The 25,455-nt window shown below is 67.2% G+C and carries 2 protein-coding genes; both read left to right on the forward strand.

Annotation, left to right across the window (positions count from 1 at the left end):
- Positions 1–13 precede the first annotated feature (13 nt).
- Positions 14–9,019 (forward strand): SDR family NAD(P)-dependent oxidoreductase, encoded by a 9,006-nt coding sequence (locus tag AB0H00_RS27890; RefSeq protein ID WP_357272059.1) that lies wholly within the window; start codon positions 14–16, stop codon positions 9,017–9,019.
- Positions 9,016–25,443, forward strand: coding sequence for a type I polyketide synthase (locus tag AB0H00_RS27895; protein ID WP_357272061.1), 16,428 nt, complete (start codon positions 9,016–9,018; stop codon positions 25,441–25,443). The genes AB0H00_RS27890 and AB0H00_RS27895 overlap by 4 nt, the downstream gene beginning before the upstream one ends.
- Positions 25,444–25,455: the final 12 nt, after the last annotated feature.

Raw genomic sequence — 25,455 nt, forward strand, 5'->3', positions numbered from 1 at the left:
CGTCGGGATCGACGTGACACCGGAGGTGTTGGCCGCACCCGCCGCGCGGGTGGACCTGCCGACGTATGCGTTCCAACGGCGGCAGTGCTGGACGCTTCCCGCGGTCGAGTCAGTGGAGTCCGCGATCGCGGATTCCACTGTGCCGCCGCAGCGCATCGTTTCTTCGGCCGAGAGTCGGAGCGCCGTCGTAACAGGTCCGCTGGCGCCGCGGCTGTTCGCCGTTCCCGAACGCGAACGCGAGGCGTTGGTGCTCGCGGTGGTGGCCGAGCAGGCCGCGGCAGTGCTCGGCCACGATTCGCCCGACGCCGTGCATCCCGATCGGCCGTTCACCGCGTTCGGGTTCGATTCGTTGAGCGGGCAAACGCTGCGTAATCGGCTGGTGACGGCCACCGGTGTGGAGTTGCCGACCACATTGATATTCGACCATCCGACACCGACCGCGGTGGCGCGCCTGGTGCGTTCGCGCCTCGAACGTGTGGATGTCGGCGTGCGGCGGATGACGCGTCGCACTCGTTCCGATGAGCCGATCGCGATCGTCGGCATCGGTTGCCGCTTTCCCGGCGGCGTTGCCTCGGCCGAGGACCTGTGGGACCTCGTCGCGGCGGGCCGGGATGCGATCACACCGTTCCCGTCGGACCGGGGATGGGACCTAGGGCGGTTGTTCGATCCGGATCCGGACAAGCCAGGCACCACCTACGCCAGGGCAGGTGGATTCCTGACTGATGCGGGCGCTTTCGACGCCGGCTTTTTCGGCATCGGTCCGCGTGAGGCGGCCGCGATGGATCCGCAGCAGCGGTTGATGCTGGAAGTCTCTTGGGAAGCGTTGGAGGACGCGGGGATCGACCCTGCCTCGCTGCGCGGCACCGACACCGGTGTGTTCGTCGGTGCCGGCTCGTCGGGTTACTCGCGTGCGGTGACCGACGAATACGAGGCCTTCCGGCTGACCGGGACGTCACCCAGCGTGATATCCGGCCGTGTCGCCTATGTTCTCGGCCTGGAGGGGCCTGCGGTCACGGTCGACACCGCGTGCTCGTCGTCGCTGGTCGCGCTGCATCTGGCCTGCCAGACGCTGCACCAGGGTGAGGCGTCCCTGGTGTTGGCGGGCGGGGTGAGTGTTGTAGCGAGCCCGAGTCTGTACGTGGAATTCGCACGCCAGCGGGGGTTGGCGGTCGATGGGCGGTGCAAGGCGTTCGCCGCCGCCGCCGACGGCGTGACATGGTGCGAGGGGGTCGGCGTGCTGGTGGTAGAGCGCTTGTCGGACGCCCGGCGCCGCGGCCACAACGTGTTGGCCGTTGTCCGCGGCAGCGCGATCAATCAGGACGGCGCCAGCAATGGACTGGCCGCGCCGAACGGTCCGTCGCAGGAACGGGTGATCGCGGCGGCTTTGGCGGACGCCGGTCTCGTGCCGTCGGATGTGGATGCGGTGGAGGCGCACGGCACCGGGACGGCGCTGGGTGATCCGATCGAGGCGCAGGCGCTGATCGCGACCTACGGACGGGATCGCTCCGATGCGCAGCCGCTTCGTCTCGGATCGCTGAAGTCGAATATCGGTCACGCGGTCGCCGCAGCGGGCGTGGGTGGCGTGATCAAGATGGTGCAGGCCTTGCGGCACGAAACACTGCCGAAGACATTGCATGTCGACTCGCCGAGCCCGCATGTGAACTGGACCGCGGGGGCGGTGCGGCTGCTGACCGAGGCGGAACCCTGGCCGACCGGTGACCGAGTGCGTCGTGCGGGGGTCTCGTCGTTCGGGATCAGCGGCACCAACGCGCACATGATCCTGGAAGAGGCGCCCTCGCCGGCTCACACCGAACCTGTTGCTGTCGAACGTGGTGCGAACATTCTGTGCTGGACCCTTTCCGCGGAGAGCCGGGAGGCGTTGCAACACCAGGCTGTTCGGCTGCGCGAGTGGTTGCGGCCGCGTGCGGAGGTGGATGCGGCGGGTGTGGCGCATTCGTTGTTGCGTCACCGTGCACGGTTGGAGTGGCGGGCTGCAGTAGTGGGGCGGGAGTTGGCCGAGTTGAAGGCTGGGTTGGCGGGCCTGACCGCGTCGGCAGCCGAGCACCCTGAAGGCGTGGACAGTGTGGTGTCCGGTCGTGCTGTGTCGCGTCGGGTGGCGTTTGTGTTCCCGGGGCAGGGGAGTCAGTGGGTGGGGATGGCTGCTGAGTTGTTGAGCGCCGGTGGAGTATTCGCTGAGGCGATCGTGGAGTGCGAAGCGGCATTGGCCCCGTTTGTGGATTGGTCGTTGACAGCGGTGTTGCGGGGAGAGCCGGGTGCGGCGTCGCTGGACCGGGTGGATGTGGTTCAGCCTGTGCTTTTCGCGATGATGGTGTCGTTGGCGCGGTTATGGCGTGCGAGCGGGGTTGAACCTGCTGTGGTGGTAGGGCATTCGCAGGGTGAGATCGCGGCGGCTGTGGTTGCGGGTGGGCTTTCGTTATCCGATGGTGCGCGGGTGGTGGCTCTTCGCTCTCAGATTGTTGCGGAGGAACTCGCGGGCCGTGGCGGTATGGCGTCGGTGAATTCGACCGTTGAGGCGGTCACGGAGCGGTTGGCCGGTTTTGGGGAGGGGCTTTCGGTGGCGGCGGTGAATGGTCCGGGGCAGACGGTGGTGTCGGGAGAGGCGTCGGCCATAGACGAGTTCTTGTCGGCGTGCGCGGCCGACGGGGTGTGGGCGAAGCGGATTCCGGTGGATTATGCGTCGCATTCGAGCGCGGTGGAGTCGGTCCGGGATCGGGTATCGGCCGAGCTGGACGCGGTGGCGCCGATGTCGGGGTCCGTCCCGTTCTTTTCCACCGTGTTCGCGGATTATGTCGACACCGAGGTGTTGGATGCGGGGTATTGGTATCGGGGGTTGCGTGAGCCGGTGCGGTTCGCGGAGTCGGTTGAGGTATTGGCGCGTGCGGGCGTGAATGCGTTTATCGAGGTGAGTGCGCATCCGGTGTTGACGATGGGGGTGGAGTCGACGCTGGAGGCGATTGGTTTGGCGGATCGTGTGGCTGTGATCGGGACGTTGAAGCGCGACCATGGGGGGCCGGAGCAGGTCTCCACCGCGCTGGCCCAGGCGCATTGTGTGGGTGTAGAGGTCGCGGTGTTGGCGTTGGCGCCGATGGCCTCTCAGGTGAATTTGCCGACATACGCCTTCCAGCATCAGCGGTATTGGCTGCAGCCGGTGGGGGTGTCGGATGTGCGGGGGGCGGGCTTGGAGGATGCGCGGCATCCGTTGTTGGGTGCGATGGTGCGGTTGCCGGACTCCGACGGGGTGGTGTTGACGGGGCGGTTGTCGTTGATGACCCACCCGTGGCTGGCTGACCACGCCGTCGCTGGGGTGGTATTGCTGCCCGGCGCCGCTGTGGTGGAGCTGGCGCTGCACGTCGGAACCGTCGTGGATTGCCCTCGGCTCGAGGAGTTGGTCATCGAAGCGCCGTTGCCGTTGCCGTCCGCAGGCACGGTCGAGCTGCGTGTGATGGCGGGCGGGCCGGATGAGATGGGTGCGCGGACGGTGTCGGTGTACTCCCGTGCCGCAGGCAGCGACCCCGACGACGGAGCGGACGCAGCGGACCCGGCCGGGTGGGTCCGCCATGCGGTCGCGACCCTCACTGTCCAGTCGGACCTGCCGTCGATCGACACCGGCATGGCGGATTGGCCGCCGGTCGGCGCGATGGCTGTGGAGATCGATGCCGCCTATGCGGACCTGGCGGCGGCGGGTTACGAGTACGGACCGGCGTTCCGGGGACTGACCGGCTTGTGGCGGCGTGATGGCGAAGTGTTCGCCGAAGTCGTTCTGCCGGAATCGGTTCGGTCGGAGGTCACGGGATTCGGTGTACAACCGGCACTGGTGGACGCGGCGCTGCACGCGGTCCTGGTCGGTGGGCTGGTTCCCGTGACCCGGGCTGGTGAGGTTGCCGTCCCGTTCTCCTGGGCCGACGTCGTACTGCACGCGACGGGAGCGACGGCGCTGCGGGTCAGGGCGGTCGCGGCCGGCTCGTCGCCAGCGAATGAGCGGATCGCGATGACACTTGCCGATGCGTCGGGCATGCTCGTGGCCGAGGTAGGGGAGTTGACCCTGCGGCCGTTGTCGACCGACGCGCTCGGCGCGGCGCAGCGTCGGACCGACAGCACCGGCTACGGCGTCGATTGGGTACCGCTCCCCGTACCCGTGGACAGGCACGTCGTGGCTGAAGCCTGGAGCCTGGCCGATGACGGGGAGATCGTCACCATCGCCGACAGCCCCGCCATGGTGCTGCGCCTCGGCGATGCGCGGGCCGACCGCGATCTTCCTGCGGCGGTGCGGGACTCGGTCACCGCATTGGCGGTGCGAGTGCAGCGGCTGCTGACTCGGGACGGGACCGTCGTCGTGGTGACGCGGCAGGCGGTGGCGGTGCATCCCGGTGAATCGGTGGACTTGGTCGCGGCGACGGCATGGGGTCTGCTGCGGACCGCGCAGAGCGAGAACCCGGACCGGATTCTCCTGGTGGACATCGACGAGGAGACGGATTACAGGGACGCTGTGGTCCTGGTTTCGACCCTGGTCGGTGACAATCAGGTAGCGGTGCGGTGCGGGACGGCATTCGCACCCCGGCTCGCGGTCGTGGCTGCCGCCGAACGGCATGGGTCCTTCCGGCCCGATGGCACTGTGCTGATCACCGGTGGTACCGGGGGGCTCGGTGCGTTGGCCGCGCGGCATCTGGTCACCGAATACGGCGTGCGCAGGCTGGTGTTGACGAGTAGGCGGGGCCCGGACGCCCCCGGCGCCGCCGAGGTCCGGGACGAGCTCAGCGCGCTCGGTGCGCACGTGGAGGTGATCGCGTGCGACGCGGCCGACCGGGCCGCAGTGGATGCGATGGTGGCGGCGATACCGTCGGAGCATCCGTTGACCGGCGTCGTCCATGCCGCGGGAGTGCTGGCCGACGGCGTGTTCGCCGCGTTGACGGCGGAGCGGATCGCGGAGGTGCTGCGGCCGAAAGTGGATGCGGCATGGAATCTGCACGAGGCGACCAAAAGCCTGGATCTCTCGGCGTTCGTGCTGTATTCCTCGATCGCGGGGTTGATCGGTAATCCGGGCCAGGCCAATTATGCCGCTGCCAATGTCTTCCTCGATGCCCTGGCGCAACACCGGCAGGTGTCCGGTCTACCCGCGACGTCGGTGGCATGGGGGCCGTGGCTGGAGCGCACCGGTATGACCGGTGCGGCCGACTTCGCCCGGTTACGCCGACAGGGTTTCGCGCCGTTGAGCGACGCGGAGGGCATGGCGCTGTTCGATGCGGCATTGGCAAGCAGACGGCCCTTGTTCGTGGCCGCCCGGGTCGACCGAACCGCTCTTGTCGAGACGAGTCCTGCTGAGTCGCATGCGATCATGCGCGGACTGACGCCGCGTGCGTATCGCCGGATGGTCGGGCCCGCGAGCGAGTCGTCGGGTCTGGCGGCACAACTGCAGGGCCGTTCGACGGCCGAGCGGGAACAGATCATCGTCGAGATGATTCGGGTCCAGGCCGCGGCTGTTCTCGGCCACGCCGGTGCGAACTCGATCGCCGTGGACAAGCCGTTCAGCGGTATCGGGTTCGACTCGCTCGGCGTCTTGGAGTTCCGCAATCGGCTGGCCAAGGCCACCGGTCTGCCGTTGCCGTCGACCTTGATGTACGACCACCCGACCGTGGCGGCGGTGGCGAAGTTGGTGCTGTCCCGGGTCGAGCCGACAACACCGGTCGAACCTGTCCAGCGGGCTCCGCGTCGGGTGTCGACAGCTGATCCGATCGCCATCGTGGGGATGAGCTGCCGGTTTCCCGGCGGGGTCGGCTCCCCGGACGAGCTGTGGAAACTGGTTGCCTCCGAAGTCGACGCGATCGGCGAGTTCCCGTCGGATCGCGGCTGGGATCTGGAGCACTTGTTCGATGCAAACCCGGACAAGCCTGGCACTTCCTACACTCGTCAGGGCGGATTCCTCGATGGCGCAGGTGATTTCGATGCCGGGTTCTTCGGGATAGGCGCACGGGAAGCGTCCGCGATGGATCCGCAGCAACGTCAGCTGCTGGAAGCGTCCTGGGAGGCATTGGAATCCGCGGGTATCGACCCGACATCGTTGCGCGGCACCGATACCGGAGTGTTCGCCGGGGCGTGCCTCTCGGATTACGCCGATCGGGTGGTCGGAGATCTCGAGGGATACCGGCTCACCGGCAATACGCAGAGTGTGCTGTCCGGCCGGGTAGCTTATGTCCTCGGTGTGGAGGGGCCTGCTGTCACCGTGGATACCGCCTGCTCGTCGTCGCTGGTGGCTCTGCACCTGGCGTGCCAGGCGCTGCGGCAGGGAGAGAGTTCACTGGTGTTGGCCGGCGGTGTGACGGTCATGGCCCGGCCCGACCTGTACATCGATTTCGCACGGCAGCGAGGTCTTTCGCCGGATGGGCGGTGCAAGGCGTTTTCCGCCGCGGCCGACGGCGTCGCGTTTTCGGAGGGCGTCGGCATGCTGGTGCTGGAGCGGTTGTCGGACGCGCAGCGGCTGGGTCACGACGTGTTGGCTCTGGTGCGCGGGACCGCGGTGAATCAGGACGGTGCGAGCAACGGTCTGACGGCGCCGAATGGCCCGTCGCAGGAGCGGGTGATCGCGGCGGCGTTGGCGAATGCCGGGTTGGAGCCCTCCGATGTGGATGCGGTGGAGGCGCACGGCACCGGGACGACATTGGGTGATCCGATCGAGGCGCAGGCACTGATCGCCGCATACGGGCAGAACCGACCGGATCGGCCGCTGCGTATCGGGTCGGTGAAGTCGAATATCGGCCACACCGTCGCCGCGGCAGGCGTCGCAGGCGTGATCAAGATGGTGCAGGCACTGCGGCACGAAACTCTGCCGAAGACACTCCATGTCGACGCGCCGAGCCCGCATGTGGAGTGGTCAGAGGGCGCGGTCGAGTTGCTGACCGAGGACACACCGTGGCTACGCAACGGACGCATTCGCCGAGCAGGGGTGTCCTCGTTCGGCATCAGCGGCACCAACGCCCACGCCATCCTGGAAGAAGCACCTCTTCCTCGAGATCCGCGTCCCCGGCCCGCGTCCGCAGACCGCCCCGACCCCGGCCCAGCGGTTCCGTGGCTGGTGTCGGCGAGTTCCGAATCGGGCCTGCGCGCCCAAGCGGATCGACTGCGGCAGTGGGCGATCGACAATCATGACGCGGACCCGTGGGATGTCGCGTACTCCTTGGAGACGTCACGGGCCCTGCTCGACTGCCGCGGAGCCGTCGTCGGGCGTGATCGTGACGAGCTGCTGGCCGGTCTGGCCGAGTTGGCGACGGGTGCGCCAGGGGTGATCGCGGCGACAGCGAGTTCGGGCAAGACCGCGTTTCTGTTCACCGGTCAAGGTGCGCAGCGTGCCGGCATGGGCGCGGGGTTGTACGCGGCGTTCGAGGTGTTCGCGACAGTGTTCGACGAGGTGTGCGCCCAGATCGATCCGCTGCTCGGTGTGTCGTTGAAGGAGTTGATGTTCGCCGAGGGCGATCCGGCCCCCAGCGATGGAGCGAGCGGTCGCGCATCAACACTCTTGGATCGGACGGAGTTCACGCAGCCCGCGTTGTTTGCGTTCGAGGTGGCGTTGTTCCGGTTGCTGGAGTCGTTCGGTGTGGTGCCGGATATGCTGATCGGGCATTCGATCGGTGAGTTGGCCGCCGCGTACGTGGCGGGGGTGTGGTCGTTGGCGGATGCGTGTGCTCTGGTGGTGGCGCGTGGTCGGTTGATGGGATCGCTGCCGGCGGGTGGGGCGATGCTGGCGGTAGCGGTGTCGGAGGATCGTGCGGCCACTGTGGTGCCCGAGTTCGACGGCCAGGTGTCGTTGGCTGCGGTGAACGGTCCCTCGTCGGTGGTGTTGTCCGGCGATGTATTCGCGATCGCCGAGATCGAGGACGCGTTTGCCGTACAGGGCGTGAAAACCTCCCGGTTGCGGGTGAGTCATGCGTTTCATTCGATGATGATGGAGCCGATTCTCGACGAGTTCCGCAGAGTCGCCCAAGGATTGACTTACCACCAGCCGACCGTGCCGATCGTGTCGAATGTTTCGGGTGCCGTGGTCGGTGCGGAGATGACCGATCCGGGGTACTGGGTGCAGCAGGTGCGTGGTTGTGTGCGCTTCGGGCCCGGAATCGACGCGGTGGTCGAGGCGGGGGTGCGGCGGTTTGTGGAGATCGGGCCGGATGCGGTGCTGTCGGTGTTGGTTGGGCAGCGTCTGGCCGGGACTCCGGGTGTCGGGGCCGAGTCGATGGTGGTCGCGGCTGCCCGGCGTTCGGTCGAGGAGTCGACCCAGTTCGTGTCGGCGCTGACGCAAGCCCATGTGGTGGGTGTCGGTGTGGACTGGACGCTGCTGTTCGAAAGCCGTGCTGTGTCGCGGCTTGCGTTACCCACTTATGCGTTCCAGCACCAGCGGTACTGGTTGCCGCCGATCGGTGTGGCGGATGTGCGGCAGTCGGGTACGGATGATGCGACCGACAGCCTCGGCTACGGCGAGACAAGCCGGACGCCGGATCTGATGGCCCAGCTGGCGGGCGCCTCGCCAGGCGAGCAGGATCGCCTCATCATCGACGTGATCGTCGCTCAGGTCGAGGCTGTCCTGGGGCAGGCGAGTACGGACGTGATCGCCTCGCGACGGCCGTTCGCAGATCTCGGGTTCGACTCGCTCGGCGTGATGGAACTCCGCAACCGGCTGCAATCGGCAGTCGGTGTGCAGTTGTCCACGACCGCGCTGTACGACTACCCCACGCCGGCGAGACTGGCCGCCTTCCTCCGCGGACAGATCGCCGCTATGGATGCCCCCGCGGAACGCACCGTAGCCGAAGACCTCGCCCGACTGGAGGCGATGGTCGACCGCGTCCTCGCCGCCGCGGGCGAGGACTCTGCGGCCGTCACCCGACTGCTCGGCATCAGTGACCGTCTTCGGTCTCACCTCGGTGACCGGCGGCAGAGCGACGAATACGACGACCTTTCTGCCCATTCCGGCAGCGAATTATTGGATCTGCTCGACGAGGAGTTCGGACGACCATGAGTATCGAGGAACGACTCACCCAGACGCTGCGGAAATTCGCCGGCGACCTGCGTGCGGCCAATCGGCAGATCCAGGAGCTGGAGGAGCGTGCGCGAGAGCCGATTGCCATTGTCGGGATGAGCTGCCGGTATCCGGGTGGGGTGGATTCTCCTGCGCGACTGTGGGATCTGGTCGCCTCCGGCGCCGATGCGGTGGGGGACTACCCGTCCGACCGGGGGTGGGATCTGGAGCGGTTGTTCAACCCGGATCCGGATGTGCCGGGCACGGTCTACACCCGTCAAGGCGGCTTCCTCGACTCCATCGGCGATTTCGACGCCGGCTTTTTCGGTATAAGTCCGAGGGAAGCCTCGGCGATGGATCCACAGCAGCGTCTGATGTTGGAGGCGTCGTGGGAGGCATTGGAGGATGCGGGGATCGACCCGGAGTCGTTGCGTGGCAGTGACACCGGGGTCTTCGCCGGCGTCAACCACCAGTATTACGGTCCCCGCATCGGCTCCCCGTCCATCACCGCCGAGACGGAAGGCCATGCCTACCTCGGCGTCCAGAACAGCGTGTTGTCCGGTCGAATCTCCTACACCTTCGGATTCAAAGGCCCGACCGTGTCGGTCGATACCGCGTGCTCGTCCTCGCTGGTGGCATTGCATCTGGCGTGCCAGGCGTTGCGGCACGGCGAGGCCACACTCGCCCTGGCGGGCGGGGTCACCGTGATGTCGGATCCGTCTCTGTTGATCACCTTCGCGCGTCAGCGCGCTTTGTCGCAGGATGGGCGGTGTAAGGCGTTCGCGGCCGCCGCCGACGGGACGGGGTTCTCCGAGGGCCTCGGTGTGCTGGTGCTGGAGCGGCTGTCGGACGCACGCAGACTCGGTCACTCCGTCCTGGCGGTGGTGCGTGGCAGTGCGGTGAATCACGATGGTGCGAGCAACGGGTTGACCGCGCCGAACGGCCCATCGCAGGAACGTGTCATCGAGCAGGCATTGGCGAATGCCGGTCTGGAGCCCTCGGATATCGACGCGGTGGAGGCGCACGGCACCGGCACGATGCTGGGGGACCCGATCGAGGCGTCGGCGTTGATCAGCGTTTACGGCAGGCGGCGTGCGGATGGGCCGTTGCGGGTGGGTTCGGTGAAATCGAATGTGGGTCATACGTCGGCGGCGGCGGGGGCGGGGGGCGTGATCAAGATGGTGCAAGCCATGCGCCATTCCCTTCTTCCGAAGACACTGCATGTGGATGCGCCCACGCCGCACGTGGATTGGTCGGCGGGCACGGTGCGACTGCTGCAGGACAGCGAGCCGTGGCCCGCCGGAGAACGGGTCCGGCGCGCGGGTGTGTCGTCGTTCGGGGCCAGTGGTACCAACGTCCACCTCATCCTCGAGGAGGCGCCCGCAGATCCGGTCACCGAGGCGTGCGGCGGTAATCCGGAGACGATCGATTCCGAGGAGACGGTTGCTGCGCAAGCCGTCGGGTCGGATATCGTTCCACTACTGGTATCGGCCAGGTCCGGCGAGGCTTTGCGTGCGCAGGCCGATCGATTGCGGCAGTGGATGATCGGTAATCCCGACGTGGACGCGTGGGATGTCGGGTATTCCTTGGCGACGTCGCGCGCCCGGTTGGACTGGCGCGGCGCGGTCATGGGGCGAGACCGAGAAGGGTTGCTGGCGGGTCTGGCCGCCCTTGCCGATGGTGCGGACACCCGCGGTGTCGGTGTGGTTCGCGGTAGCGTCGGCTCGGGACGCACGGCGTTCCTGTTCACCGGTCAGGGCGCGCAGCAGCCGGGCATGGGTAAGCAGCTGTATGCGGCGTTTCCGGTGTTCGCGGCAGCGCTGGATGAGGTCTGCGCCGTGTTGGATCGGCTTCTCGGCCGGGATCGCCCGTCGCCCGACCACCACCCCTCGAGGAGCTCCGCGCTGTCATTGAAGGATGTGATGTTCGCCGAGGATGGTGTGGCGCCCGGCGAGGGCGCGAGCGGCCGCGAGTCGACACTGCTGGATCGCACGGAGTTCACGCAGCCGGCGTTGTTCGCGTTCGAGGTGGCGTTGTACCGGCTCGTCGAGTCGTTCGGTCTGCGTTCGGATGTGCTGCTAGGGCATTCCATCGGTGAGCTGGTGGCGGCATATGTGGCGGGTGTGTGGTCACTCGAGGATGCGTGTGCGCTGGTGGCCGCGCGTGGGCGGTTGATGGGTGCGTTACCGGCGGGCGGGGCGATGGCGGCGGTGGCGGTGTCGGAGGAACATGCGGCCGCGGTGCTTTCCGAGTTCGGGGGGCGGGTGTCGATTGCTGCGGTGAATGGCCCGTCGTCGGTGGTGTTGTCGGGGGATGTGGCGGGTGTCGAGGAGATTGCGGATCGGCTGGTGGCGGAGGGAGTGAAGACTTCTCGGTTGCGGGTCGGTCACGCATTCCATTCGGTGTTGATGGAGCCGATGCTGGACGAGTTCCGGGTAGTGGCCGAAGGGTTGACCTATCACCAGCCGACCGTGCCGGTCGTGTCGAATGTGTCCGGCGCCGTCGTCGATGGTGAGTTGACCGATCCGTCGTACTGGGTACGTCAGGTACGGGCGGCCGTGCGGTTCGCTCCGGGTGTTCAGGTGCTGGCCGCGACCGGAGTTCGGCGGTTCCTCGAGCTCGGCCCGGATGCGGTCCTCGCGGCGATGACTCGCCAGTGTCTGTCCGAGCAACCCGATGTCGAGACCCGGTCGGTGGTGGCCGCTGCCGGACGGCGCGGTGAAGACGAGGTCGCTCAATTGACCGCATTCCTCGCCGCCGCCCACACGGCGGGACTCGAGGTGGAGTGGCGCTCCCTCTACGCGGGCCGGTCCGTACGTCGAGTTCCGTTGCCAACCTATGCGTTCCGACGTCGACGGTATTGGGTACCGACCACTGACGGCCTCGGCGATGTGAGTCGTGCCGGTCTGGTGTCGATGGACCACCCCCTGCTGGGTGCGGCGGTCGCCATAGCCGACAAGGACGAGTGGCTTTTCACCGGGCGACTTTCGACGGCATTGCAAACGTGGATTGCCGATCACAAGATATTCGACACGGTATTGTTGCCGGGGACGGGTTTCGTCGAACTGGCCCTGGCGGCCGGTGCTCGATTGGGTTTCGAGACCGTTGACGAGCTGGTATTGGAAGCGCCGCTGCGGTGTGACGACCGGGCCGAGATCGACGTCCAGGTCGCTGTCGAAGCACCGGACGCCGACGGGCGCCGACGGTTCGTCGTAGCCTCCAGGACGGTCGATGAACCGTCCGCGGGAGCAAGCGGAATTACCCACGCGCGCGGTATTTTCGCTCCCGGCGTGGCCATCGATGTTCCGGCATCCGGCGATGCGGCCGTGCCGGCAGCGGAAGACGACGTGACGCCCGGTGACATGATGTACGACCGGTTGGCCGCGCGCGGACTCGATTACGGACCCGCGTTCCAAGGTGTGACTCGCTTGTGGCGCGATGGCGGCGACGTCGTGGCCGATGTGCGGTTGCCTGCCGAGGTTCGTGCGGACGCTTCCCGGTTCGGCATACATCCCGCGCTGCTGGACTCCGCACTGCATGCCGCTGGGGAGGTGCTGACCGCGGACCTGCCGCAGGACCAGGCGCCACTGCCGTTCTCGTTCACCGGCGTGCGGTTGTACCGCCGCGGGGTGACAGCCGTGCAGGCAAGAATTCGGCGCAGCGGAGCCGATAGTGTGCGGGTCGAGCTCGGCGACGACGCTGGTGCTCCCGTGTTGACCGTCGAGGCGCTGCAGGCGCGTCCGGTGCACAGTCGGGCATTGAACGATGGTCGATCCGCCGGTCGCCATCGGCTCTACGACGTTCAGTGGAGTGCCGTCGAATCGCGCGCACAGGTTGGTACGAGCATCGGGCGGGTCGCGGTCGTGGGTTCGACGCCGGTGCCCGGATTCGACGCGACGTACCCGGACATGGCCGCGCTGGCCGCGATCGCCGGGGACAACGGTCTGGACACGAACGATGGCGCGGAGCGGCCCAGCATCGACGTAGTGGTGTGGTTCCTCGATGACACCGACCCGTCGTCGGCCCGTGATGGATCACTGTCGATCGAGGTCGGATCATTGTCCGCGGACGCCGTGCGGCGACGCCTGCACACGGTGCTCGCGACGATTCGATCGTGGTTACGTCTTCCGGTAGCGGCCGATGCGCGACTGGTTGTGGTGACACGCAATGGAGCGGGTCTGCCGGGTGAGGACACCGATTTGGCAGCGGCGGCCACGTGGGGGCTGCTGCGTAGCGCTCAGTCGGAGAATCCCGGTCGGATTGTCTTGCTGGACAACGACAGCGACGGCGAGGTGGCTCCCGAACTGATTTCGGCGGCCGTCCGGTCCGACGAGGTGCAGCTGGCGGTGCGTGCGGGTGTGTTGCTGGCGCCGCGGCTGGCTCGTCGCGACGGGTCAGCGGCCGGCTCCACCCTTGTCTGCGGCTCGGGTGCGGTGCTGATCACCGGCGGCACCAGCGGATTGGGCGCGCTGGTGGCCCGGCACCTGGTCGCGGCACATGGTGCGCGTGATCTGGTGTTGGTGTCTCGGCGCGGTGCTCGGGCCGACGGTGTCGCCGAACTCGTGGCCGAGTTGTCCGAACTCGGGGCTCGAACGCGGGTGCTGGCCTGTGATGTGAGCGATCGCGCCGCCGTGGCGACGATGCTCGACCAGATCTCCGACGGTCCCGCGCTGACGGCCGTCATCCACGCCGCGGGTGTCGTGGCCGACGGCACCGTCGACACGCTCACAGCAGAGCAGGTCGACCGGGTGCTGGCGCCGAAGGTCGACGCGGCGCTGAACCTGCACGATCTCACTGTCGGTCATGATCTGTCGGCGTTCGTCATGTTCTCCTCGGCCGCGGCGATTCTCGGATCGGCGGGTCAGGGCAACTACGCGGCGGCGAACTCGGTGCTCGACGCGTTGGCGCGGCGACGCGTCAACGCGGGCTTGCCCGCGGTCTCGGTGGCCTGGGGTCCGTGGAACCAAGATATCGGTATGACGGCCGAATTGGGTGCGGCCGGAGTCGACAGACTGTCGCGCATGGGCTTTCGACCGTTTGCCCCAGCCGACGGACTTGCGCTGTTCGACCTGGCAGGCGGCGCGGACGTACCGTTCGTCGTCGCGGTCGATTTCGACATGTCAGCGTTGACCGTTCAGGCTCGCGCCGGCCTGTTGCCGGGCCCGTTGCGATCGTTGGTGTCCGCGCCACGCCGCGCTGGCAGCGGTGGTGGGGACCTGACAATTCGATTGGCGTCGGCGGCGCCGGACAAGCACGACGCGATCGTTCTCGACTTCGTGCGTGAGCAGGTTGCCGAGGTGCTCGGTCATGCCTCCGGCGAGTTCGTCGACGTCGAGAAGCCTTTCAGCGGAATGGGTTTCGATTCACTGAGCGCGGTGGAGTTCCGCAACCGACTCGCCGGCTCCACCGGTTTGCGGTTACCCGCCAGCCTCGTCTTCGACCATCCCACAACCAGGGCGGTGGCGGCGTTCATCCGATCACGGATCGAGGACACACCTGCTGCCGAGCAGCGGAAGAAGCCTGCACGTCGAGTGCGCGCCGATGAGCCGATCGCGATCGTGGGAATGGCCTGCCGGTATCCGGGTGGTGTCGAATCCCCGGATGATCTGTGGGATCTGGTGTTGTCGGGCACGGATGCCATCAGTGAGTTTCCGTCCGATCGCGGTTGGCCGCTGGAAGGCCTGTACCACCCGGACCCGGACAACCCGGGTACCTCCTACACCCGAGAAGGCGGTTTCCTGCACAACGCGGCCGATTTCGACGCGGGCTTCTTCGGGATCGGTCCGCGTGAGGCAGCGGCGATGGATCCGCAGCAGCGGTTGTTGTTGGAGGTGTCGTGGGAGGCGTTGGAGCACGCGGGGATCGATCCGTTGTCGCTGCGGGGCAGCGATGCCGGTGTCTATATGGGACGGATGTACCAGGACTACGAGGACGTGGTGCGCAAGGCCGGTCCCGAGGTCGAAGGATATATCGGGACCGGCGTGACCGGGAGCGCCGTGTCCGGACGGTTGTCGTATGCATTCGGCTTGGAAGGGCCCGCGATCTCGGTGGACACGGCGTGTTCCTCGTCGCTGGTCGCCTTGCATATGGCCTGCCATGCGCTGCGCCAGGGGGAAGGTTCGCTGGCATTGGTTGGCGGGGTGACGGTGATGTCTACGCCGTTGATCTTCGTGGATTTCTCCCGGCAGCGCGGCCTGGCACCGGACGGCCGATGCAAATCGTTTTCGGCCGCCGCCGACGGAACGGCCTGGTCGGAGGGTGCGGGAGTCCTCGTCGTGGAACGGCTGTCGGACGCACAACGCCTGGGCCACAACGTGCTTGCCGTGGTACGTGGTACTGCCGTCAACCAGGACGGTGCCAGCAACGGCTTGGCCGCGCCGAACGGTCCGGCGCAGGAGCGGGTGATCGCGGCGGCGTTGGCCGACGCGGGTTTGGTGCCGGCGGATGTGGACGCGGTGGAGGCGCATGGGACCGGAACGACGTTGGGTGACCCGATCGAGGCGCAGGCGTTGCTGGCCACTTATGGGCAGAATCGGTCGGAGCCGCTGCGAGTGGGTGCGTTGAAGTCGAATACCGGTCATACGCAGGCGGCTGCCGGGGTGGGGGGTGTGATCAAGATGGTGCAGGCTATGCGGCACGAGATACTGCCGAAGATCGCGCACTTCGATGCGCCGAGCCCGCACGTGGATTGGTCGGCAGGCAGCATCCGGCTGTTGGCCGAGCCCGAGCCCTGGCCGACGGGTCGTCGGGTACGGCGCGCAGGGGTGTCGTCGTTCGGAATCAGCGGCACGAACGCACATGCGATCCTCGAGGAAGCACCGACACCACCATCGCCGGTCGAGCCCGGGTCTGCCGGGGTGGACGTCGACATCGTCGATGTCGGCGTGGTGCCGTTGGTGGTGTCGGCGAAGTCGGCGCAGGGGTTGCGGGGACAGGCGAGCCGGTTGCGGGCATGGTTGGTCGAGCGTCCAGATGTGGATGTGTGGGCGGTGGCGCGGTCGTTGTCGGACTCACGGGCGTTGCTTGATCGACGGGGTGTCGTCCTCGGGCGCGACCGCGGCGAGTTACTCGCCGGCTTGGCCGCGCTGGCCTCCGGTGCGTCGACCGCAGGCGTGGTAGACGGCATCGCCGGGGCGGGAAAAACGGCTTTCCTGTTCACCGGTCAAGGGGCGCAGCGAGCTGGCATGGGCGCGGACCTGTACCGGGCGTTCCAGGTGTTCGCTGCGGCATTGGACGAGATCTGCGCGGCGTTCGACAGTCTGCTCGGAAGGCCGTTGCGGGAGGTGATGTTCGCCGATTCTGTTTTCGATGGTCGGCTCCAGGCGGGCTCCGCTCCTCGTTCCTGCGATGCTCACCCGGCTTCCACCTCCGAAGGACTGCTCGATCGCACGGAGTTCACGCAGCCGGCGTTGTTCGCGTTCGAGGTGGCGCTGTTCCGGCTGCTGGAGTGGTTCGGGCTCACACCGGATGTGGTTGCGGGGCATTCGATCGGCGAGCTCGCTGCCGCGTATGTGGCGGGCGTGTGGTCGCTCGAGGACGCGTGCGCACTGGTGGCCGCGCGAGGCCGGCTGATGGGGGCACTGCCGGAAGGTGGCGCGATGCTCGCGGCAGCCGTCTCCGAGGACCGAGCGTGCGCCATGGTGGCCGACTTCGGGGGCAGGTTGTCGGTCGCGGCGGTCAACGGTCCGGAGGCGGTGGTGTTGTCCGGCGACCTGGATGCCGTCGAAGAGGTCGAGCGACAACTCATTGTCGCCGGGGTGAAGACCAATCGGTTGCGGGTCAGCCATGCGTTCCATTCAGCGCGGATGGAACCGATGCTGGACGAGTTCCGCGCAGTGGCAGTGGGGTTGACCTATCGGGAGCCGTTGTTGCCGATCGTGTCGAATGTGACCGGTGAGGTGGCCGATGGTGCGTTGACCGATCCGGAGTACTGGGTGCGTCAGGTGCGGTCGGCGGTGCGGTTCGCTCCGGGGATGCGGGCGTTGGTCGCCGCCGGGGCACGACGGTTTCTGGAGGTGGGCCCGGACGCCGTTCTGGCCGCAATGACCAGCCAGTGTCTGGCGCTCGAGCCGGAGGTCGAGACCCGGGCCGTGGTGGCTGCCACCGCCCGGCGCGGCGCGGACGAGGTTGTGCAGTTCACCACCTTCCTGGCCACCGCGCACGTTGCGGGGCTCACGGTGGACTGGCGTCGCATGTACGCAGGGCGGTCGACGCCTCGAATTTCCCTGCCGACCTATGCGTTCCAACGCCAGCGGTACTGGCCACAGCCGGTCGTCGGCGTCGGTGATGTGGGGCGTGCGGGTCTGATGCCGATCGACCACCCGATGCTGGGGGCGGCGATCTCCCTGGCGGGTAAGGACGAGTGGTTGTTCACCGGCCGGCTTTCGACGGCAGCGCATCCGTGGATCGCCGATCACAGGGTATTCGGCGCTGTGTTGTTTCCGGGAACGGGTTTCGTGGAGCTGGCGTTCGCGGTCGGTGCTCGGTTGGGCGTGGAGATCGTCGAGGAGCTTGTCCTGGAAGCGCCGCTGCGGATCGCCGCCGAAACCGAGGTCGACATCCAGATCACTGTCGAAGCGCCTGATGACGACGGACGGCGGCCGTTTGTCGTGGCGTCGCGGACAGTCGCCGAACCGTCAGAGGGCTCGAGCGGAATCACACATGCGCGTGGCATCCTGGCGCCCGGCTCAGCGATGGATGCTCCGGTGTACGACCTGGACATGTCGCAGGACGATCCGACGCCTGGCGAGGTACTGTACGACCGCCTGGCCGCGCGCGGGTTCGATTACGGGCTCGCGTTCCAGGGGGTGGATCGCCTGTGGCGGGACGGCAGCGGTGATGTCCTGGCGGACGTGCGGTTACCTGACGAGATGGCGATGGCGGGTGCCCGGTTCGGCATCCATCCCGCGCTGTTGGATGCCGGGTTGCATGCCGCGATACAGGAGATGGCCGACGGCCTCGCGGCCGACCAAGTGCCGCTGCCGTTCTCTTTCAACGGTGTCCGGTTGTACCGTCCGGGGGCAACGGCCGTGCAGGCCCGGATCCGACGTATCGGAGCCGACCGCGGCATGAGTGTCAGGCCCGAGGCGGCAGCGGAGCATAACCGTGATGGCCAAGCGCATGCCGCGAACCAACACAGCATCATGCTCGAGCTCGGCGACGACACCGGCGCTCTGGTGTTGACTGTCGAGTCACTGCAGGCGCGGCCGGTGAACAGCCACGCGCTGGGCACCGTTCGACACCGGCTCTACGAGGTGCAGTGGCGCACGGTCACTTCCCGCGATGCGGACACCATCCCGGATGTACTGGTGTGGTACGACCGCGAGTCGTCGCCTTTCGACCGCGAGTCGTCGGATTCAGGTCGCGAGTTGTCGGTTGTGAACGGTGAATCGTCGGTTTCGGCCGAGGCTGTGCGCAGTCGGGTGCACACGGTGCTGGCAACAGTGCAGTCTTGGTTGCGGCTTCCCGCGACCGAGCAACGACTGGTGGTGGTGACATGCAATGGCGCGGGTCTCCCCGGAGAGAATCCTGATCTGGCCGCGGCAGCCACCTGGGGCTTGGTGCGCAGCGCGCAATCGGAGAACCCTGGTCGAATCGTCCTGCTGGACGTCGATCGCGACGGCGAGGTGGCCCCGGAACTGATCGCAGAGGCCGTGGCCACCGAGGAGGCGCAGCTGGCGGTGCGCGCGGGTGCACTGCTGGCGCCGCAGCTGGTTCCCTGCGAGGCACCGGCGACCGGGTTGGTAGAGAGGCGGGCGAGCGGCGCGAAGCGTCTCGATGAGGGGTTGTGGTCGGGCGACGGGTGGGCGGTCGGCTCGGGTGCGGTGTTGATCACCGGTGGCACCGGTGGTTTGGGTGCGGTGGTGGCGCGGCATCTGGCCGCTACGCATGGGGTGCGCGAGTTGGTGTTGGTGTCTCGGCGTGGTGAGCGGGCCGAGGGCGTTCCGGAACTGGTGGCCGAGCTGACCGAACTCGGGGCTCGGACCCGAGTGCTGTCCTGTGATGTGAGCGATCGTGCCGCAGTGGCTAGGATGCTGGACGAAATCTCGGACGGCCCCGCACTGACGGCTGTTGTCCATGCGGCGGGCGTGCTGGCCGACAGCACCGTCGATACCCTCACGTCCGAGCAGGTCGATCGGGTGCTCGCGTCGAAAGTGGATGCGGCGCTGAACCTGCATGAACTCACAGTGGAACGGGACTTGTCGGCGTTCGTGTTGTTCTCGTCGGCCGCGGCGGTGCTCGGATCGCCGGGGCAAGGCAATTACGCGGCGGCGAACTCGGTGCTGGACGCGCTGGCGCGGCGCCGCGGCCACGCGGGCCTACCCGCGGTGTCCGTGGCCTGGGGCCCATGGGGTCCGGGCAGCGGAATGACGGCCGATATCGGCGCTGCTGCAGTGGATCGGTTGTCACGCAACGGCTTTCGGCCGTTGGCCGCAGCCGACGGGCTCGCACTTCTGGATCTGGCGGGCGGCGTGGGCGCGCCGTGTGTCGTTGCGGTGGACCTCGATATCGCGGCGTTGTCCACCCAGGCTCGTGCGGGTCTGTTGCCCGGTGTGCTGCAGTCATTGGTGGCGTTGCCGCGTCGCGCCGCCAGTGGTGGTGGGGACTCCGGATCGAAAGCGATTCCGGGGCAGGCCCTTGCGACACTGTTGGCGTCTCGAGCGCCGGATAAACATGACGCGGTTGTGCTGGAGTTCGTGCGCGATCAGGTTGCCGCGGTGTTAGGTCATGCTTCGGGCGACCCGGTCGATGTCGATACGCCGTTCAGTGACATGGGTTTCGATTCGTTGGGGGCGGTGGAGTTCCGCAACCGGCTCGGCGTGGCCACCGGTCTCCGGCTGCCGTCGACCCTGGTCTTCGACCACCCCACCACCCGGGCGGTGGCGACATTCATCCGGTCCCGAGTCGGGGGCGCCCCCGTTGGACAGCGGCAGCAGAAGCCTGCGCGTCGGGTGCGAGCCGATGAGCCGATCGCGATTGTGGGAATGGCCTGCCGTTATCCTGGCGGTGTCGCGTCCGCGGACGACCTGTGGAATCTGGTGCTGTCGGGAACCGATGCGATCAGTGCGTTTCCGTCCGATCGTGGTTGGGATCTGGAACGCCTGATAGATCCGGATCCTGAACATTCGGGCACGTCCTACGTGCGGGAGGGCGGGTTCTTGCGGGATGCGGCCGATTTCGATGCGGGCTTCTTCGGAATCGGCCCTCGTGAGGCCACTGCGATGGATCCGCAGCAGCGGTTGCTGTTGGAAGTGTCGTGGGAGGCTCTGGAACATGCGGGGATCGACCCGACGTCGTTGCGGGGCAGCGACACCGGTGTCTACACCGGCGCGATGTATCAGGACTACGCGGCTTTGGCGCATAAGGCCGGGCCCGAGGTCGAGGGGTACGCCGTCACCGGTGTCATGGGGAGTGTGGTGTCGGGCCGGGTGGCCTATGCGCTGGGTTTGGAGGGGCCTGCGATGACGGTGGACACGGCGTGTTCGTCATCGCTGGTGGCGTTGCATACGGCATGTCGGGCGCTGCGTCAGGGAGAGAGTTCGCTGGCACTGGTGGGGGGTGCGACAGTCATGGCCACGCCGATGGTCTTCGTGGAGTTCTCCCGGCAGCGTGGTCTGGCTCGGGATGGTCGGTGCAAGCCGTTCTCGGCAGCCGCCGACGGGATCACCTGGTCGGAGGGGGCGGCGATGGTGGTGGTGGAACGGTTGTCGGATGCACAACGTTTGGGTCACACCGTGTTGGCGGTGGTGCGTGGTACTGCGGTCAATCAGGATGGTGCGAGTAATGGTTTGACCGCGCCGAATGGTCCGTCCCAGGAGCGGGTGATCGCGGCGGCGTTGGCGGCTGCGGGCTTGCGTCCGGAGGATGTGGACGCGGTGGAGGCGCATGGAACCGGGACGACGTTGGGTGATCCGATCGAGGCGCAGGCGTTGCTGGCCGCGTATGGACAGGGGCGCGAGGAGCCGCTGTATCTCGGGTCGTTGAAGTCGAATATCGGGCATTCGCAGGCGGCGGCGGGTGTGGGTGGGTTGATCAAGATGGTGCAGGCGATGCGGCACGAGACTCTGCCGAAGACCCTGCATGTCGACGCCCCGAGCCCGCATGTGGATTGGTCGGCGGGGTCGGTGCGGTTGCTGACCCAGCCACAGCCGTGGCCCGCGGGTGAGCGGGTGCGTCGTGCGGGAGTGTCGTCGTTCGGGATCAGCGGCACCAACGCGCACGTGATTCTCGAGGAACCGCCGCTGTCGAATCCAGCCGAATCCACTGTCGCGGAACCGGATTCGGATGGGTACGTGACATGGGTGGTGTCGGCGAAGACGCGGGAGGGGGTCCGAGATCAAGCGGTTCGGTTGCGGGAATGGTTGGTCGATCATCCGCAGGCGGGTGCGGCGGACGTGGCGTACTCGTTGCTGCGGCATCGTTCACAGTTGGAATGGCGTGCTGCGGTCGTGGGCCGAGAGTCCGCCGACCTGAAAGCCGGGTTGGCGAGGTTGGCAGAGTCCGTCGAGGACACCGATGGCGTGGTGTCCGGTCGTGCTGCCGCGCGGCAGGTGGCGTTCGTGTTCCCAGGGCAGGGCAGCCAGTGGGAACAGATGGGTGCGGAGTTGCTGGCCGCGGGTGGGGTGTTCGCGAAATCCATCGCCGAGTGCGAAGCGGCGTTGGCGCCATTCGTTGACTGGTCGCTGACCGCCGTGCTGCGCAGAGACCCGCAAGCAGCGTCGCTGGAACGGGTAGATGTGGTGCAACCGGTGTTGTTCGCGGTGATGGTGTCGCTGGCCCGGTTGTGGCGCTCTAGCGGAGTAGAGCCCACGGTGGTGATCGGACATTCGCAGGGTGAGATCGCGGCGGCTGTTGTCGCTGGTGGACTTTCCTTGTCCGACGGTGCACGAGTGGTGGCGCTGCGTTCTCGCGCCGTAGCAGAAGAACTCGCCGGTTCCGGCGGTATGGCGTCGGTCGGCTCGAGCGTCGACGCGGTCGGGCAGCGTCTGTCCGGGTTCGGAGACCGGCTGTCGGTGGCAGCGGTGAACGGTCCAGGACAGGTCGTGGTGTCCGGGCAGGCATCAGCGATGGACGAGTTCCTGGCCGAGTGCGCCAGCGAGGGCGTGTGGGCTAAACGGATCCCGGTGGACTATGCGTCGCATTCGACGGCCGTGGAATCGATTCGGGATCGGGTATCGGCGGAGTTGGCTTCGGTCGCTCCGATATCGGGTTCGGTGCCGTTCTTCTCGACCGTGGTCGCAGACTACATCGATACCGAGTCGTTGGATGCGGGGTATTGGTACCGGGGGCTGCGGGAGCAGGTGCGGTTCGCCGAATCGATCGAGGCATTGATCGGTGCGGGGGTGAACGCGTTCATCGAAATAAGTCCCCATCCGGTGCTGACAATCGGGGTCGAGTCGACAGCGGAAGCGCTCGGTGTCGCCGATCGCGTGGCCGTGCTGGGCACGCTGCGACGCGACCATGGCGGACCGCAACAGTTCACCGTCGAGTTGGCCCGTGCCCACTGCGCCGGTCTGGCAGTGGCCGCAACAGCTTTGGCTCCGACCGCGACTCGGGTCGCATTGCCCACATACGCCTTCCACCACCAACGGTACTGGCTACAGACCACCGCCGAGGTCACGACCGGCTCGTTCGGGCACCCGTTGCTGACAAACGCGGTGCAACTCGCCGGAAAAGACGAATGGCTGTTCACCGGACACGTGTCAACACGGACTCATCCCTGGCTAGCCGACCACACGGTATTCGACTCGGTACTGCTACCTGGGACAGCCTTCGTGGAAATGGCACTGGCCGCAGGAGCACGACTGAACGTCGACAGTATCGAGGAACTGCTGCTGCAAGCCCCACTCCGGCTCGCCGGCGATTCCGAAGTGGATCTGCAGCTGAGCGTCGACGTGCCCGACGACGATGGCCGACGCACGTTCGCGATCTACTCCCGCTCCGAAGCCGCCGACGGGGACCCGTGGGTACCGCACGCACGCGGTACCCTGACCGCGGTCGATGACCGCGCCCCGGATTCCGGGGCAGGGCTGTGGCCGACGCCGGGTGCTCAGCCGTCGGACGACGGATCCCTCTATGACCGCTTGGCAGAGCGAGGTTTCGACTACGGCCCGGTATTCCAGGGCGTGACCGCGATGTGGAACCGCGGCGAGCAGACGTTCGCCGAAGTCTCCCTCGATGAATCCGTGAGCGACTCGGCGTCCGCGTTCGGCATCCATCCCGCACTCTTGGACGCCTGTTTGCACCCCGCTCTCGACGAGCTGATCCGCGACTCCGGATCACCGGCGTCTGCGGGGCGGGTGCTGCTGCCCTTCTCGTTCACCGGAGTCCGGCTGTGGCGTCCCGGCGCGGCGGCGGTGCGCGCGAGAATGGTCCGGGACGAGAGCGGGCAGGCCCGGATCGACGCTGTCGACGACGCAGGTGAGGCCGTCGTGAGCATTGATGCGGTCGGCGTGCGTTTCATCGACGCCGACGTTCTGGCCGCGACGAGCACAGCTCGCCGCACTGTGCCGCTGCACCTGGAATGGACCGACTTCGCGCTGCCTGCCGCACCGTCGCTGCCGTCCGGTTGGGTGCCCGCAACATTGGGTTCGGTGCGGATACCCGGAATCGAACGCCACTACACCAATGTTGCGGAACTCGTTGCGGCCGAGAATATTCCGGACGTAGTCGTGTGGTCGCTCGCCGAGAGCTCCGCCGTGGGCGAGCACGATCCGGGCGGTGAGCGTGCCGCGGCAATTCGGCAGTCGGTCCACACGGCCTGGGATATGCTGCGCTCCTGGCTGTCGGTCGAACGGTTGACCGACACCCGGCTCGTGGTGGCGACTCGTCGTGCGGCGGGACTGCCGAACGAGTCGGTGGAGTTGGCCGCGGCCGCGGTGATCGGGCTGGTCCGCAGCGCCCAATCGGAACACCCCGGCCGGTTTGTACTGTTGGACCATGACGGTGACGCCGGATTACGAACGTCTTCGGGGCAGGCTGTGCGCCCCGATGTCCTGTGGCGCGTGCTCGAGTCGGGACAGGCTCAGGTAGCGGTCCGTGACCTGCGGATGTTCGTGCCACGGCTGATCGCCCGCGGTGGTTCCGAGGCCGACACCCACGGTGCCGCGTTCGGAGACGGCACCGTGTTGATCACTGGTGGTACCACCGGACTGGGCGCGGTGATGGCCAGGCATCTGGTCATCGCACACGGCGTCGAACACCTGCTTCTGGTGTCCCGCCGAGGCGAGGCGGGCGACGGCGTCGCGGAACTGGTCGCCGAGCTGGCCAGCTTGGGAGCCGAAACACGGGTCGTCGCTTGTGATGTCGGTGACCGGGAGGAGTTGGCGGCTGTGCTCGACTCGATCGGGCCCGAGCACCCGCTGACGGCGGTGATCCACTCCGCAGGAGTACTCGACGACGCTATGATCGAATCGCTGACCGCGCAGCAGATCGATCGGGTGCTCGCACCCAAAGTCGACGGTGTGCTGAACCTGGATGAACTTACTCGAGCTCACGATCTCTCGGCGTTCGTAGTGTTCTCCTCGCTTGCGGCAGTGCTCGGCTCGCCGGGGCAGGGCAACTACTCGGCGGCGAATTCGGTACTCGACGGTCTCGCGCGCACCCGCCGCGCCCAGCAGCTGCCTGCCTTGTCGGTGGCTTGGGGACCGTGGAACCAAAGCACCGGCATGACCGGCCATCTGGAGCGGGCTGCGGTGACACGGCTGGAGCGTATGGGAATCAAGGTGCTCGGCAACGACGAGGGTACCGAGCTGTTCGATGCCGCGGTCGCCTCGGATGAGGCCATGGTCGCCTGTGTCGAATTCGACAAGCTCACCCTGGCGGCGCAAGCCCGAGAGGGTCTGTTACCCGATGTGCTCAGAAGCCTGGCGTCCGCACGGGCACTACGCGCGACGAACGGCGCCGCAGCCGGCCGCCGGTTGGCCGCGCGCTTGGCCGCCGCGCCGGAGGACGAACGGGAAGCGCTCGTGCTCGGATTCGTGCGCGACCATGCCGCGGCGGTCCTCGGTTACCCGTCCGGGGCGGCAATAGACGCCGAGATGCCTTTCAGCACAATGGGATTCGATTCACTCGGCGGTGTCGAGCTGCGTAACCGGCTGGCCGAGGCGGCAGGTGTGAAGCTGCCGTCGACACTGGTGTTCGACTACCCGACTGTCGACGCAGTGGCGAAATTCTTGCGCTCACGGCTGGATACCACCCCAGCCACGTCCCCGGCCGATGACCATATCGCTTCGCTTCGAGCGTTTTTGTCGACCATGTCCTCTGGTGGCGAGAAGGAGCACTTCGTCGAACGCATCCGCGCGACGCTGGCCGAAACCGTGAAAGGACCTGAATCCGACACCCGCAGTGACCGCGCCGTCGTCGCAGCAGCGAGCAATCCCGAAGAGCTCCTTGCCTTCCTCGACCAGCAGATGACGGAGTAGGGGGTTGCGGGC

Origin of the sequence: Nocardia sp. NPDC023852, assembly GCF_040639505.1 — a bacterium.
In the GTDB taxonomy this organism is placed as follows: domain Bacteria; phylum Actinomycetota; class Actinomycetes; order Mycobacteriales; family Mycobacteriaceae; genus Nocardia.

Bases quoted from the DNA above. Each gene is read 5' to 3' on its own strand.
- AB0H00_RS27895 (WP_357272061.1), top strand. From the start codon at position 9,016: ATGAGTATCGAGGAACGACTCACCCAGACGCTGCGGAAATTCGCCGGC.